Annotated in this window: 12 protein-coding genes; 6 read left to right on the forward strand and 6 right to left on the reverse strand. The window is 48.6% G+C overall.

Annotation, left to right across the window (positions count from 1 at the left end):
• Positions 1-129: 129 nt before the first annotated feature.
• Complete coding sequence (tkt, locus tag FJ444_RS18970) at positions 130-2,124, reverse strand: transketolase (protein ID WP_140961102.1); 1,995 nt, start codon at positions 2,122-2,124, stop codon at positions 130-132.
• 202 nt (positions 2,125-2,326) lie between these two features.
• Here tkt and FJ444_RS18975 point away from each other — a divergent pair, with 202 nt between their 5' ends.
• The 3 genes from FJ444_RS18975 (at position 2,327) to FJ444_RS18985 (ending at position 4,271) form a co-directional block, all read left to right on the forward strand.
• Positions 2,327-2,734, forward strand: coding sequence for a VOC family protein (locus tag FJ444_RS18975; protein WP_140961104.1), 408 nt, complete (start codon positions 2,327-2,329; stop codon positions 2,732-2,734).
• Positions 2,735-2,868: 134 nt separating this feature from the next.
• Positions 2,869-3,804 (forward strand): SPFH domain-containing protein, encoded by a 936-nt coding sequence (locus FJ444_RS18980; RefSeq protein ID WP_140961106.1) that lies wholly within the window; start codon positions 2,869-2,871, stop codon positions 3,802-3,804.
• A gap of 5 nt (positions 3,805-3,809) precedes the next feature.
• Positions 3,810-4,271, forward strand: a complete 462-nt coding sequence (locus tag FJ444_RS18985; protein WP_140961108.1) for an NfeD family protein — start codon at positions 3,810-3,812, stop codon at positions 4,269-4,271.
• Positions 4,272-4,334: 63 nt separating this feature from the next.
• Here FJ444_RS18985 and FJ444_RS18990 read toward each other — a convergent pair whose 3' ends face one another.
• The 4 genes from FJ444_RS18990 to FJ444_RS19005 form a co-directional block, all read right to left on the reverse strand.
• A complete protein-coding gene (locus tag FJ444_RS18990) occupies positions 4,335-5,435 on the reverse strand; it encodes a TDP-N-acetylfucosamine:lipid II N-acetylfucosaminyltransferase (RefSeq protein WP_140961110.1) in 1,101 nt (366 codons plus the stop codon).
• Between the two features lie 19 nt (positions 5,436-5,454).
• Positions 5,455-6,375 carry an NAD(P)-dependent oxidoreductase gene (locus FJ444_RS18995; RefSeq protein ID WP_181405236.1) on the reverse strand — a complete coding sequence of 307 codons (921 nt, stop codon included), beginning with the start codon at positions 6,373-6,375 and terminating at the stop codon, positions 5,455-5,457.
• Between the two features lie 7 nt (positions 6,376-6,382).
• Positions 6,383-7,183: an aldolase/citrate lyase family protein gene (locus FJ444_RS19000; protein WP_140961114.1), complete on the reverse strand. Its 801-nt coding sequence runs from the start codon at positions 7,181-7,183 to the stop codon at positions 6,383-6,385.
• A 247-nt stretch (positions 7,184-7,430) separates the two neighbouring features.
• On the reverse strand, positions 7,431-8,774 hold the full coding sequence (locus FJ444_RS19005) for an MFS transporter (protein ID WP_140961116.1): 1,344 nt from the start codon (positions 8,772-8,774) through the stop codon (positions 7,431-7,433).
• 176 nt (positions 8,775-8,950) lie between these two features.
• Between FJ444_RS19005 and uvrA the strand changes: the two genes are divergently transcribed.
• The 3 genes from uvrA to FJ444_RS19020 are packed head-to-tail and all read left to right on the forward strand — an operon-like array spanning position 8,951 to position 12,886.
• Positions 8,951-11,782, forward strand: coding sequence for an excinuclease ABC subunit UvrA (gene uvrA, locus FJ444_RS19010; RefSeq protein WP_140961118.1), 2,832 nt, complete (start codon positions 8,951-8,953; stop codon positions 11,780-11,782).
• Position 11,783: 1 nt separating this feature from the next.
• Positions 11,784-12,188: a thioesterase family protein gene (locus tag FJ444_RS19015; RefSeq protein ID WP_140961120.1), complete on the forward strand. Its 405-nt coding sequence runs from the start codon at positions 11,784-11,786 to the stop codon at positions 12,186-12,188.
• Positions 12,189-12,193: 5 nt separating this feature from the next.
• Positions 12,194-12,886 (forward strand): 2OG-Fe(II) oxygenase, encoded by a 693-nt coding sequence (locus FJ444_RS19020; protein ID WP_140961122.1) that lies wholly within the window; start codon positions 12,194-12,196, stop codon positions 12,884-12,886.
• Between the two features lie 268 nt (positions 12,887-13,154).
• On the opposite strand, the gene FJ444_RS19025 is transcribed toward FJ444_RS19020, so the two are convergent.
• The gene (locus tag FJ444_RS19025; protein ID WP_140961124.1) at positions 13,155-14,441 is read right to left on the reverse strand and encodes an ammonium transporter; all 1,287 of its coding nucleotides are present in this window, start codon (positions 14,439-14,441) and stop codon (positions 13,155-13,157) included.
• Positions 14,442-14,649 lie beyond the last annotated feature (208 nt).

The following is a 14,649-nucleotide window of genomic DNA, read 5'->3' on the forward strand; positions in this document are numbered from 1 at the left end:
CTGCGAACATGCGCCGCGATCGCTGAACACCTAGAACGAACAAAATTAATACAGCAAAGATCAACACGCCCTAATAACAAAGCCCCGGACGTTTTATACGTGTCGGGGCTTTTTTATGAGTAGGATTGATTAACCCAGCAATGCCTTGGCTCTGGCAACCACGTTGTCTACTGTGAAGCCAAAGTGTTTCAGTAGCGCTCCGCCCGGGGCTGATTCGCCAAAGGTTTGCATGCCAACTACGTCGCCGTCTAATCCCACATACTTATACCAGAAGTCGGTATGTGCCGCTTCGATGGCCAGTCTGGCAACACCTGAAGGCAGTACGCTTTGCTTATACGCTTTAGATTGCGCGTCGAATTGCTCTGTACTTGGCATAGACACTACGCGTACACCCACACCCTGCTCGCCCAGAGCGGTTGCCGCATCAACGGCTAACTGAACTTCGGAACCCGTCGCAATCAACACGACATCGGCTTGGCCCACACAATCTTTCAGTACATAGCCGCCTTTTGCCACATCAGCCAATTGACTCTCACTGCGTGCCTGCGTCTTGGTACCCTGACGCGTAAAGACTAAAGCGCTTGGGCCATCTTTCTTAAGCAGTGCCTGACGCCAGGCTTCAGCCGACTCAACTGTGTCACACGGACGCCAGGTAGTCAGATTTGGCGTTAAACGTAAGTTAGCCAGTTGCTCGATAGGCTGGTGCGTTGGGCCATCTTCGCCCTGACCAATAGAGTCGTGGGTGTATACAAAAATGGATTTTGCTTTCATTAACGCTGCCATACGCACCGCGTTGCGCGCGTATTCCATGAACATCAGGAAGGTCGCGCCAAAGGGGATAAACCCGCCGTGTAAGGCAATGCCGTTCATGATGGCACTCATGCCGAATTCACGAACGCCGTAAAATACATAGTTACCAGCTGCATCGTCCTGAAGACCTTTCGCCTGTGGCCAAAGTGTCAGGTTAGACCCCGCCAAATCCGCAGAGCCACCCATGATTTCCGGTAGCTGATTGGCAAAAAAACCAATCGCATTTTGCGATGCTTTGCGAGTGGCCATGTCCTGCATATCGGCCTGACACTTTCGCACAAATGCATCGGCTTTTTCGTTGAAATCTGCTGGCAACGCCTGGTCGATTACCCGACGCTTGAAAGACTTAGCCAGTTCAGGGTACGCCGCCGCGTATTCTTTAAACAGCTTATTCCACTGCGCTTCGGCCTGACTGCCTTTTTCGTTTGCATCCCACTGAGCGTAAACGTCTTGTGGTACTTCGAATGGCGCATAGGGCCAATCCAGTTGCTTACGCACTTCTGCCACTTCAGCATCCCCCAGTGGAGAGCCATGGCAATCGTGACTACCCGATTTATTGGGCGAGCCAAAACCAATCACGGTTTTACAGCAAATCAGGGTGGGTTTATCGGTAACCGACTGAGCCACTTCAATGGCGGCTTTCAGCGCCACTTCGTCATGTCCGTCAATATCTTTAATCACATGCCAGCCATAAGCCTCAAAGCGCGCCGGGGTATTATCGGTAAACCAACCTTCAACGTGCCCGTCGATAGAAATACCGTTGTCGTCCCAAAACGCCACCAACTTGCCCAAGCCCAGCGTTCCCGCCAGCGAGCATGCCTCGTGAGAAATCCCTTCCATTAAGCAGCCATCGCCCAGGAAGCAATAGGTATAATGATCGACCAACGGAAAGCCTTCGCGGTTAAACTGCCCCGCCAGCGTTTTCTCGGCTATCGCCATGCCCACTGCATTCGCAATACCCGCGCCCAGAGGCCCTGTTGTGGTTTCTACGCCTTCGGTATAACCATATTCAGGGTGGCCCGGCGTTTTCGAATGCAACTGACGAAACTGTTTTAATTCATCTATTGGCAAGTTGTACCCACTCAAATGCAACAGTGCATATTGCAACATGGAGGCATGGCCGTTCGACAGTACAAAACGATCGCGGTTTGCCCACTTTGGATTGGCGGGATTGTGCTGATAAAACTGTTGCCACAACACAGTGGCAATATCGGCCATGCCCATGGGCGCGCCAGGGTGGCCTGATTGTGCTTTTTGAATTGCATCTACTGCCAGCATGCGGATGGCATTGGCAGAGCGTTGAAATGTAGACATACGTCACTCACCTTTAATTACTATTATAGTACAAATGATAATGTAAACTGTGTGTTAAACACAACCGCTATATGAAAAAAGCTGTAAAAAGCAGGCTATATCCCAGGAAATGTACTTTTCATACTTTTCCAGCTCTAGGTAATTCGTTATGTTAGTCAAAACGTTAGCCAACACGTCGTGCAAATTTCAGGAGTGACCTAACATGGCCGAAAGAAGACAGAGTATCAATGCAGTTGGCCTTCTGGTACGTGATTACGATGAAGCCATTGCGTTTTTCACTGAAAAGCTAAACTTTGACTTACTGGCCAATGAAGCCCACGACAGCGGTATTCGGTGGGTACTATTGCATCCGCCGGGTCTGTCCAATACCGGCATCATGCTGAACCTGGCGCACAGCCAACTGGATGAAATGGTGGTGGGAAAACAAGCTGGCGATCAGGTGTTGTTCGTCATGCAAACCGATGATTTCTGGCGGGACTATAAAAGCATGCAAAGCAAGGGCGTTACCTTTATCGAAACCCCGCGCGATGAAGCATACGGCACGGTAGCCATATTCGAAGACTTATATGGTAACAAATGGGATCTATTGCAGGTTAAAGACGAGGAGTAACCCTTTGACAATACCACCGCTTTCCAGCGTAAACGCGCTTTAAGTGCAGTAGAGATTGTTTAAATCAATCAATATCGTATATGCTTCAACTGCCTGCCCTGCTCCAGGGCAATTACAATAAGAGGATGTTGAGCATGGAAGTATTACTCGATTTTTTAGTAACTCCCCAGTTATTTTTACTGGTATTGGTGGTGATTGTACTCAAAATCTCCATCAAATTTGTACCGCAAAACCGCGCCTTCGTCATTGAGCGATTCGGTAAGTACCAATCCACCAAAGAAGCAGGTTTAAACTTTATTTTTCCCTTTATCGACCGCGTTGCCGCCGACCGTTCGTTAAAAGAACAGGCCGTAGACGTGCCTGAACAAAGTGCTATTACCAAAGACAACATTTCACTGCATGTAGATGGCGTGCTGTACTTTCGCGTACTCGACCCGTACAAGGCCACTTATGGCGTAGATGACTACGTGTTTGCCGTTACCCAACTGGCCCAAACCACCATGCGTTCCGAGCTGGGTAAAATGGAACTGGATAAAACCTTTGAAGAACGCGACCAGTTAAATACCAACATTGTTGCTTCTATTAACGAGGCCAGTGGTCCGTGGGGAATTCAGGTACTGCGTTACGAAATCAAAGACATTGTGCCACCCAATTCTGTAATGGAAGCAATGGAAGCCCAGATGAAAGCAGAGCGTGTTAAACGCGCGCAAATTCTGGAATCAGAAGGCGATCGCCAGGCAGCCATTAACCGCGCAGAAGGTGCCAAACAATCAGTGGTTCTGGCCGCTGAGGCAGATAAAGCCGAGCAGGTATTAAAAGCCGAGGGTGAGGCTCAAGCCATCCTTGCGGTTGCGGAAGCCCAGGCCGAAGCCTTGCGCAAAGTGGGTGCGGCTGCCGATACCGAAGAAGGTCAAAAAGCCATACAACTGGATTTGGCAACCAAAGCCATTGAGGCCAAACAAGCGATTGCCCGTGAATCGTCAATTGTACTGCTGCCTGATGGGTCTACCGATGCTGCCAGTATGGTTACACAAGCCATGGCAATCATTAACAAAATGAACAAAGGGTAACGGATATGGATTGGTTATCAGACAATTTGGCCTCTACGCTGGCAGTGATTGGTCTGTTACTGTTGGCCATTGAGATTGCCGTTCTGGGTTTTGCTACTTTTGTGCTGTTATTTGTTGGGATTGCAGCGCTGATCACATCCGGACTATTTTACCTGGATATTGTGCCTGCTACGTATCTGAATGCGTTTATCAGCGTAGGGATCCTTACTGCGGTGTCGGCCGCATTGTTGTATCGCCCGTTACTGCAAATGCAACAGCAGGTAGAGAAAAAGCCCGTCACCAGTGATCTCAATGGCGTTCGTTTTGTCTTAGCGGAAGCCATTGGCCCTTCAGCGGTTACTACCCACGCCTATTCCGGCATTCACTGGACGGTGAAGAGTCAGCTTCCCATTCCAGCAGGAACAGAAGTGGAAGTAGTGAATGTGGAAGTGGGCGTGTTGCATGTTGTGCCTGCGCTAAAAGCATAATAAAGCACACAAAGCGTCCAGGTTTTTTCTGGGCGCTCTGTTACAACACAATGTTGGGTTAACTTAGGCATCGGATTTTGCCCCCAACATTTCATGTAATTGCTCCATGACTCTGGCTTGGCTGGCATGTTGCTGAATAGCCATACGATTCTGCTGAATTTGTTCTTCGGTCAATGGAGTGAACGCCTTAGCTGCGGTCGCTTCAGACATGAGTTCCACATGTACACCCCAATCTCTTAACGTCCGCAAAGCAGGTGTATCGTTGGTAATTAACTTAGCACCATTCATCAGCATCATAAGAATATTACCGAAACCTTGTGGGCGCAGAGTATTGATTAACATAAAGCCACAATCCGATAGTAGCGCAATATATTGGTCGAAACTCATGTAATCAACTACAGGAACAAAGTTTTCGCCCAGTCGGGCTTGTGCATATTCACATATCATGTCTCTATAGCTGTCTTGCCCGTAACTCAATGGTGTAATGACTTTGCGGTCGTCCAAATCTTTGCCGACCAGCCAATCAATGGCTTCCATATGATTATTGGTAGCTGTAGCTGAATTGCCAAACAGAATATGTTTACCCGGAGCTGGCTTTGCCGCCATGTATCCCAAATCAAACAGTGAACCGACTGCTCCAAACCGATATCGCGTTCTTTTTCCCAACAGACCAGCTTGTTGATACACCACATGATTATGGTGAAGTAATGATACAAACTCATCGACCCGCCTAAGATAGCGATATCCGGCGTAATAAATTTTAAGATCATCCAAAACTTGCTTCATCTTATTGCTTAGCGAATCTTTGGGCTGAACCCAGGCTTTGGTTTTTTCCAAATAGGTAAACCGTGCTTTCAGCTTTGGCCAGGTTTGGTAACCTTCATAACCCCATCCATACCAGATCACTCGCATTTTTGCGGGAATATGCTTCAACCAACGCCAGCAAACAGGGGGGAGCGGATTAAAAATAATACCCTGCCAATCGCTTCGGGACGTCAACACTCTGGTGAATTCGGCCTCATTGTTAATTGGTAAGCACTTACCGAGATCAGTTCCGGCTTTTGGAAATAACAAACAGAATTGATGTCGATCGGGCGCTGCCTTTTCAAACATATCAATTAAACCCGGAGTAAACTTATCATCTGAAATAATATGTAACCACATTGCCGTATGTTTTCCAGCGCTATAGCGAAACGCTATTGAGTAAATTCTGTCCTGATGTATATCTGGCAAGCTGTTGAATGAAAAAATGCTCTAAATGCGATGCTCGCTCGGCGCTGTGTGCTGCATTGTGAGGTGTAACTAATAAGTTCGGTGTTGTCCACAACACCGAATTCTTATTGCGATAATCCTGTGGTGTTACATCCAGCGCCGCTGCCCCTAATTGTTTATTTAGTAGCGCATTGCACAATGCGTCCGTATCCAGAGTTTCTTCCCGCCCAACATTTATCACTATCGCGTGCGACGGCAAGTTTGCAAGTACCTCAGCGTTAACGCAATGGGTTGTCGTAATGTCTGCTGGCAATGCCATTATGAGCACGTCAGTTTGTGGTAACGCCGCATACCAATTTTTACCTGTGTAAACCTGCTCAAAGCCCTGAGGCTTATTACCTGAGCGATTCACGCCCGATACAGAAATTTGGTCTTTATTCAGAATGTCGGCCAGCTCCGTACCTATGGAGCCTGTACCAAGCACCAAAACCCGCTTGGGTTCGGGTAAAATCTGGATATTGGTGTTGTAATCCTGGTTTAGCTGGTTTAGAAAGGTATGGTGCAAACCGCGAATCAGACTCCACATCAGCGTATAGGTATGGCGGGCTATAGTTTTACTACCCAAGGTTGAGCGGGTTAAGGTTACACCCTTAGCTTTCAGGTCATCCAGTGGCAGCCTGTCCATACCCGCAGCAGTAGATTGTACCCAGTGCAGGTGCTTTGAAAATGGCATAACCTGCCGTAAATAGCGATGGCCAAATATGATTTCAGCACTTTTGGCCGCTTCAATTGCATGCTCTTCTGATGTTGCAACAACTACAGAATCTAACCCCAGATAATGTTCAGCTGTTTCGATATGTTGTATTGAAGGCTGATGAGTGCTGTACATCATTAACAATTTACAAGGCATTTTTTATCGCCTGTGCCGTTTGAATAAAGATATCCCGATCATTCTGAATTTCAGTTATGGAGCGAGCCAGACATGTGTCCCAATACTCTCTAACCTTATTGCATTCTTGTCTCGGGTCAAGCGTTTGAATATCCCTGTAAAATGAACGCCGCAAGAAACTAAAGCTGCAACCCAGTCGAGCCATTTCCTTTACCAACAATTTGAACGGAAGCGGATAACCATATTCCAGTAACGTTATCCCTCCAAATCCCAATTCTCTCCCTGGAAGTTGCTCGTATATCCAATCCACGGTGCCATCTATCAAAGGATCCCATATATAATTTCCAGAGCGGGAAATCATTAAGTCGTTCAGTCCAATAAACGCAGTTTTCCAAGGCAATTCTTTAAGACTGGCAATATCATCAAGTAACGATTGCGTTTCTATCATGATACAGGGCTCGGCCTTATCCCCTACAATAGAGATAAATTCCTCAACTTCTTTTGCAGAATGAGCAATGGGCAGTAAGACTTGTGTTGCGCCACCACTAACTGCTAACTCAACCTCGGAATGAGTCCCTTCGTAAAAGCCGTTGACACGCACCATTAAAGGCTTTTGAGAATATTTTCTCACAGCGTTGAGCACTTCGATGTTCAAGTTGTTGATCTGTGTGTCGTAACCACTTTGTCTGCTTTCTTTTCCTCTGGTTTCCCAGTCCAGCATGATCCCGTCTATTCCCGCTTTTTCAGCCAGCATAATTTGTGCTTCGCTGTCACAAAATAAATACATCCCTATTTGCTTTTTGTTCATCATTTTTTCCGTACGGCCTGGATCAGATAACGCGTTAGCATTACTACTTAAGTTGCATAATGCGAGAATAGCAGCACAGAATCAATAATTGAACAGTAATGAGAACTATTGCTTTTTGACGGCATGATTATTTTATTAACTTGCTTGCAAAATCCAAAAAGGATCAAACATAGCGTCTAACTATGCCGTTAATTTAGTTAAACGCTGACTTAGGTTTTTCGAACCTGTTGAGGAGAACAGAGGCATTGAGTTACGCCCACTGTTTGATAAGCGCGCGGGCCTCAAGTTCGTTAAAGTCACTATCGACTTTCAGGAACAACAGGCCCTGTTGTGCGTCATATAAGCATTCAATAACGCCGGAATGACGCTCAAGTAATTGCAGCTGAGCTGCTGCAACCTGCACACCATTGTCGAGAGTAAGGGTAACCCGCTTAAACTTGTCGGTAGTGCGCAGCCCCATCATAATAAAGGCCCATAAAATCGCCACCACGATGCCACTGATGTATGCCCCTTGGGCACCAAACTTCGTAGCAATTGAACCTGACACCACGCCACCCAGGAAGGCACCGAAGAACTGGAAGCTAGCATAAATCCCCATTGCGGTGCCCTTCTGGCCGGCAGGTGCAATACTGGAGACCAGCGCAGGGAGGTTTGCTTCAAGGTAATTAAAGCCGGTAAAAAACACTACCATAGCGGTAACCACAAACCACCAATTCAACATACCGCTGCCCAGCATGGCAAAAGCAACCAGCAGCATGGCAATGGCCGACATCAGCATACGCCTTGGCGCTTTGCCCCGGCTGCTGCGCATCATGCCACCGAGCAACACAACAGATACCAGCAGTACAGGTAAATACAAAGTCCAGTGACTGTCCAGTTGCATACCTAACGCCACCAGCGACAGTGGGATCTGCACAAATAACAGGGTAATCATCATGTGCAGAAGCATCACGCTTACGTTTAAGCGCCATAACTGCGAAGAGACAAACATAGCCCACACCTGGTCACCGCGTGGCAGGGTTTCAGCGCTAACACGCTGCGGGCTGTCTGGCACCGCCCACTTCACCATGGGCAAGCATGCTAACGCCAGCACACCGGTTACCCAGAAGATACCGGCAATGCCCCAACTATCGGCAATAATGGGGCCGATCAGCACTGCAAGATAAAACGAAAATCCAATGGCAATGCCGATAATCGCCATCACCTTGGCGCGTTGTTGTTCGCGCGCAACGTCTGTAGCCAGCGCCATAATTGCACCGGCAATGGCACCCGCGCCTTGTAGTACACGACCTGCAATCATCCAGGCCATTGTATCAGCCAGTGCCGCAACCAGACTTCCCAGAGCAAACACCGACAGACCAAGCAAAATCACCGGCTTACGCCCCCAGCGATCAGACAACATACCCATAGGGATTTGCAGCGCTGCCTGGGTGAGCCCGTACCCCCCAATGGCAATGCCTACCATCATAGGTGAATAATCAGGAAACTGCGCTGCGGCAACGGCCAGTACTGGCATTACCATAAACAACCCTAACATACGCAATACGTAAACTAGCGCCAGTGTGCAAGCGGCCCGGACTTCTAAAGCATTCAAGGCAGTGGATTCTCTGTTGCTTGGTTAAAATGGGCGCGCAGTGTAGCACATTTTACCACTGTGTACCTACCACCTGCCCTTTGTGTACACCTACTGATCTGATTTCGGCAAAGTGGCATATTCAAGAGGTCGCCGGTTATGGCATACTGTTTCTTTTGTCTCGCAATCAGGTTCGAATGGATAACATAGAAGTTCGCGGTGCCCGCACCCACAATCTGAAAAATATCGATATCACTATTCCCCGTGACAAACTGGTGGTGATCACCGGCTTGTCAGGCTCCGGGAAATCATCTCTGGCGTTCGATACCTTATACGCTGAAGGCCAGCGACGTTATGTTGAGTCGTTGTCAGCTTACGCGCGTCAGTTTTTGTCGATGATGGAAAAACCCGATGTTGATCACATCGAGGGGTTGTCTCCGGCGATATCCATTGAGCAAAAATCCACCTCGCACAACCCGCGCTCAACCGTGGGTACGATTACCGAGATCTACGATTATTTGCGTTTAATGTTTGCCCGGGTAGGCACGCCGCGCTGTCCGGAGCACGATGTAGCACTGGATGCCCAAACCATTTCTCAAATGGTCGACCGCGTACTGGAATTACCGGAAGGCACCAAGCTGATGCTGCTAGCACCAGTAGTGCAAAACCGAAAGGGCGAACACGTTAAAACCCTTCAGTCGCTGGCGGCACAAGGTTACATTAGGGCACGTATCGACGGTGAAGTGTGTGATTTGTCGGATCCACCCGAATTAGATTTGCACAAAAAACACACCATCGAGGTGGTTATCGACCGCTTTAAAGTGCGCGACGACTTGCAACTGCGTCTTGCTGAAAGCTTTGAAACGGCGTTGGCGCTGTCGGCAGGAAATGCCAAAGTAGCGTACATGGACGAACCGGATACGCCGGAAATCATCTTTTCAGCTAACTTTGCCTGTCCGCATTGTGGCTACAGCATTAGTGAACTTGAACCGCGTTTATTCTCTTTCAACAATCCGGCCGGTGCCTGTGGCACCTGTGATGGTCTGGGTACACGCCAGTTTTTCGACCCGTTCAAAGTGGTTACCAATGACGAAATCAGTTTATCTGGCGGCGCCATTCGTGGCTGGGATAAGCGCAGCTACTATTATTTTCAAATGCTGCAGGCGGTAGCTGATCATTACGGCTTTAGTCTTACGGTACCACTTAACGAATTATCCGATGAACACAGAAACATTGTGCTGTTCGGCTCTAAGGGCAAGTCGATCAATTTCCGCTATATCAACGATCGCGGCGATATTATGGAGCGCAAGCATCCATTTGAGGGGATTATCCCGAATATGGAACGCCGTTACCGTGAAACCGAATCCAATACCGTTCGCGAAGAACTCTCCAAGTTCCTGAGCCAGCAACCTTGTAACAGTTGCGGCGGCACGCGCCTGCGCACAGAAGCTCGCCACGTATTCATTGAAGGCACCAACTTACCTGCTATTGCAGATATGTCGATTGCCGGTGCTTACGACTTTTTTGAGCATCTGAATTTGTCGGGTCAACGTGCACAGATAGCTGACAAGATATTAAAAGAAATTCTCGACCGCTTGCGCTTCCTGGTAAACGTGGGTCTGAACTACCTGTCACTGTCGCGCAGTGCTGATACGCTTTCCGGTGGCGAAGCGCAGCGAATTCGTCTCGCCAGTCAGATTGGAGCGGGCCTTGTTGGGGTGATGTATGTTCTCGACGAACCCTCAATTGGATTACACCAGCGTGACAACGAACGCTTGCTGAAAACCCTCACCCACCTGCGCGACCTGGGTAATACCGTATTGGTGGTAGAGCACGACGAAGACGCCATTAAAGAAGCCGATTATATTATTGATATTGGCCCTGGCGCGGGTGTGCATGGCGGTCAAATCATTGCCCAGGGCACACTGGATGACATTCTGAATAACGAAAACTCGCTAACCGGAAAATACTTGTCTGGCCGCGAGAAAATTGAAGTACCTGCCGAGCGCAACAAAGCGAAAGACGGCCAATGGCTGGAATTAACCGGCGCAACGGGCAACAACCTGAAAGACGTGACATTGCGTATCCCGATAGGCGTGATGACCTGTATAACGGGTGTTTCAGGCTCGGGTAAATCTACCCTGATCAACGATACCTTCTATCGCATAGCACACCGTGAACTTAACAACGCCACTACCAGTGAGCCAGCACCGTATAAGTCAATTACCGGCCTGGATAAACTCGACAAAGTGGTCGATATCGATCAAAGCCCAATTGGACGCACACCGCGCTCAAACCCGGCAACTTACGCTGGCATATTCACACCCATTCGCGAAATGTTCGCCGGCACGCAGGAAGCCCGTTCACGCGGCTACAAGCCTGGCCGCTTTAGCTTCAACGTAAAAGGCGGTCGCTGTGAAGCCTGTCAGGGCGATGGGGTAATAAAAGTTGAGATGCACTTCCTGCCCGACGTATACGTGCCGTGCGATGTCTGTAAAGGCAAGCGCTACAACCGCGAAACGCTGGAAATTAAATACAAGGATAAAAATATTCATCAGGTACTGGAAATGACCGTTGAAGATGCCCGCGAGTTCTTCGACCCGATTCCAGCTATTGCCCGCAAATTGCAAACCCTGATGGATGTTGGTTTGTCTTACATTCGCTTAGGTCAGGCTGCTACCACGTTATCGGGCGGTGAAGCTCAGCGTGTAAAACTGGCCAAAGAACTGTCTAAACGCGATACCGGCCAAACCCTGTATATTCTGGATGAGCCGACTACGGGTTTGCACTTCCACGATATTAAACAGCTGTTGGGTATGCTGCACCGCCTGCGCGATCACGGCAACACTGTGGTAGTCATTGAGCACAACCTGGACGTCATTAAAACGGCCGACTATCTGGTAGATTTAGGACCGGAAGGTGGCTCAGGCGGCGGACAGATCATTGCCGAAGGCACGCCGGAAGACATTGCTGAAAGCCCGGTTTCACATACTGGCCGTTTCTTAAAACCGCTTCTTAAGCAGGTGTAATATGTTTGAAATGACAACCAATGTGCGTTTCAGCGAAACTGACGGCGCAGGACATGTAGGGAATACCGTAATGGTGGTGTGGTTTGAAGAAGGCCGTACCCCCTTGTTCAAAATGTTTACCCCCTCGCTTGAGCTGGAGAGCTGGCCACTGATACTGGCCAGTTATCAGGTAAATTTTCACGCGCAAATTTTCTATGGCGAACCCGTTACCATTAAAACCTGGGTTAAACGCATTGGAAACAGCTCTTTCGAGGCTTATCAGGAAGCCTGGCAGGGTGGTAAGCGCTGTAACTCTGGCACTACCACCATGGTGCACTACAATTACGAGACACAGAAAACCGCAGCAATCCCCGACAATATCAAAGCCGCATTAAGCGAGCACCTGCTGCCAGAAGGCCACGAGTAAGTAACATGACCACATTCATTGAAGTGATTGATAATGCGTTACCCGCCCAGTTGTGCAGCGACATTATTAATACCTTCGATGCCAGCGGGCAATTAGCACCGGGGCGCACCGGTGGAGGTGTAGACACCGACAAGAAGCGCTCAATGGATGTGTCTTTTTCACATAACCCGGAATTCCAGTCCTATCACCAGCAGGTATTTCAGGTATGTGGTAATGCCATTTTTAATTACCTGAAAAAGTACTACTTCGCCATAGTAGGGCCGCTTGGACTAACACTTCCTGATCCCAATACTGGCCAACCGGTAAAACTCACATCAGAGAACTTTGAAACCCTGGGATTACCACAATTGCCGATGTTAATTCAGCACTTGTTCCGATTGGGCGATATCAACGCCCAGCGCTATGAAAAAGGCCATGGCGGCTATCCTTACTGGCATTCAGAGGTGTTTCCACAGGCACCACACAACGAAGCCCTGCACCGCATTCTGCTATTTATGTTTTACCTGAATGACGTAGAAGAAGGCGGCAGTACCGATTTTTATTATCAAAATGTATCTATTCAGCCAAAAGCTGGCCGCATGGTGATCGCCCCAGCCTATTTTACTCACACTCACCGAGGCCAAATCCCGGTTTCAGACAACAAATATATCCTCACCTCTTGGGTGCTGTTTAATCGCGCTGAACAGTTGTATGGTTAGCGCTGAGAACCCTGCTGTTACTCTACAATCTCAGTCTTACCATCAACAGCACACCGGTATTTATATGTAGAGTTCCAGCCCATCGCTGGGCCGTTAGCCTGTTACCTCATCCACACAGAAACATCAGTTGATGTGATTGCGCTCGGTAATCAAATCAAAACATGATTTGAATAAACAAGCTAATCCCTGCACAGAAACAATGCCATCGTCCAAGACAACAATGCACCGGCTAGCGGTGCATTGACGTACAGGAATAACCAGAGCTGAATTACAGGTTGTAACCGCGCTCGTCGTGACTGGAAATATCCAGGCCCTGATGTTCTGTTTCGGTATCCACGCGCAACCCTTTGGTTAACACCGCTACCACTTTCAGCAGGATCCATGACACCACCGCGGTGTAAGCAAATACGCTTACAATGCCAATGATTTGCACAGTTACCTGATCACCAATACTGGTGTTGTCGCCACCAAAGCCATAGCCGCTGAACAGGCCTAGCTCTGGTGAACAGAATACACCGGCAAGCAGTGTACCTAAAATACCGCCCACACCATGCACCGGGAATACGTCCAGCGAATCATCGATTTTCCACTTTTGCTTAATCAATACAGTACAGTAGAAGCAAATTACGCCAGCCGTTAAACCGATCACCAGACCCGCTGCCGGACTAACAAATCCCGATGCCGGCGTAATAGTGCCCAACCCCGCAACCATACCGGTTACAATACCCAGTACAGACGGCTTACCATATTTCACCCATTCCAGTGTCATCCACGCCAGCGAACCCGCCGCTGCGCTGATGTGTGTAACCAGCATAGCCATTGACGCGTCACCGTTAGCTGCTACAGCACTCCCGCCGTTGAAGCCAAACCAACCTACCCACAGCATACCTGCACCACCAACCGTCATGGTTAGATTATGTGGAATCATGGACGAGCTGCCATAACCGTTTCGGTTACCAATAACCAGTGCGGCCACCAGCGCACCCACACCTGCCGTAATGTGCACAACCGTACCGCCAGCGAAATCCAGTAGGCCCATTTGTGCTAACCAACCGCCGCCCCACACCCAGTGACACACGGGTAAATACACCAGCACAAGCCACACAAGCGCAAAAATCAGTACGGAAGAAAACTTCATACGCTCAGCAAAGCCCCCTACCATCAGCGCAGGCGTGATAACGGCAAACGTAAGCTGGAACATAAAGAACAATGGTTCTGGAATAGTACCCGACAAACTGTCTTTAGTGACGCCGTCCAGAAACACTTTAGAGAAATCACCAATAAAGCTGTTGCCTTCAGTGAAGGCCAGGCTATATCCCGCAATTAACCAAATGAGTGATGCGCCGCATGCAATGGCAAAACACTGCATGAGCACAGACAACACGTTTTTGCTGCGTACCAGACCACCGTAGAAAAACGATAATCCTGGCAGGGTCATAAATAACACCAGTGCGGTAGAAGTAAGGATCCAGGCAGTGTCACCACTGTCGGCGGATTCCTGCGCGAATGCCGAGCACGGCAAAAGTAAAGCAACAGCTAAAAGCCAGTTACGCATATTGTTGTCCTGAATTGTAATAATGAGTTTTGGATTTATCTGCCTCTATTCAAGGCTTATTTTATTTCTGTGGGACGTTGTTGCCGAAAACTGTTCAGTGATTCGACAAATCCGGCCCGAGCCGCGCGATGTTAGAATTATTTTTTACGAAGCGTATTTTTAGCAAAAATATACCTGACACGCGTATTATTAAAAAGTCTAAATTTAT

The sequence above is a fragment of the Aestuariibacter sp. GS-14 genome (assembly GCF_006494365.1).
Lineage (GTDB): Bacteria > Pseudomonadota > Gammaproteobacteria > Enterobacterales > Alteromonadaceae > Alteromonas > Alteromonas mangrovi.

Bases quoted from the DNA above. Each gene is read 5' to 3' on its own strand.
- tkt (WP_140961102.1), bottom strand. From the start codon at position 2,124: ATGTCTACATTTCAACGCTCTGCCAATGCCATCCGCATGCTGGCAGTA.
- uvrA (WP_140961118.1), top strand. From the start codon at position 8,951: ATGGATAACATAGAAGTTCGCGGTGCCCGCACCCACAATCTGAAAAAT.
- FJ444_RS19025 (WP_140961124.1), bottom strand. From the start codon at position 14,441: ATGCGTAACTGGCTTTTAGCTGTTGCTTTACTTTTGCCGTGCTCGGCA.
- FJ444_RS19015 (WP_140961120.1), top strand. From the start codon at position 11,784: ATGTTTGAAATGACAACCAATGTGCGTTTCAGCGAAACTGACGGCGCA.
- FJ444_RS18975 (WP_140961104.1), top strand. From the start codon at position 2,327: ATGGCCGAAAGAAGACAGAGTATCAATGCAGTTGGCCTTCTGGTACGT.
- FJ444_RS18980 (WP_140961106.1), top strand. From the start codon at position 2,869: ATGGAAGTATTACTCGATTTTTTAGTAACTCCCCAGTTATTTTTACTG.
- FJ444_RS18995 (WP_181405236.1), bottom strand. From the start codon at position 6,375: ATGATGTACAGCACTCATCAGCCTTCAATACAACATATCGAAACAGCT.
- FJ444_RS19020 (WP_140961122.1), top strand. From the start codon at position 12,194: ATGACCACATTCATTGAAGTGATTGATAATGCGTTACCCGCCCAGTTG.
- FJ444_RS18985 (WP_140961108.1), top strand. From the start codon at position 3,810: ATGGATTGGTTATCAGACAATTTGGCCTCTACGCTGGCAGTGATTGGT.
- FJ444_RS19000 (WP_140961114.1), bottom strand. From the start codon at position 7,183: ATGATGAACAAAAAGCAAATAGGGATGTATTTATTTTGTGACAGCGAA.
- FJ444_RS18990 (WP_140961110.1), bottom strand. From the start codon at position 5,435: ATGTGGTTACATATTATTTCAGATGATAAGTTTACTCCGGGTTTAATT.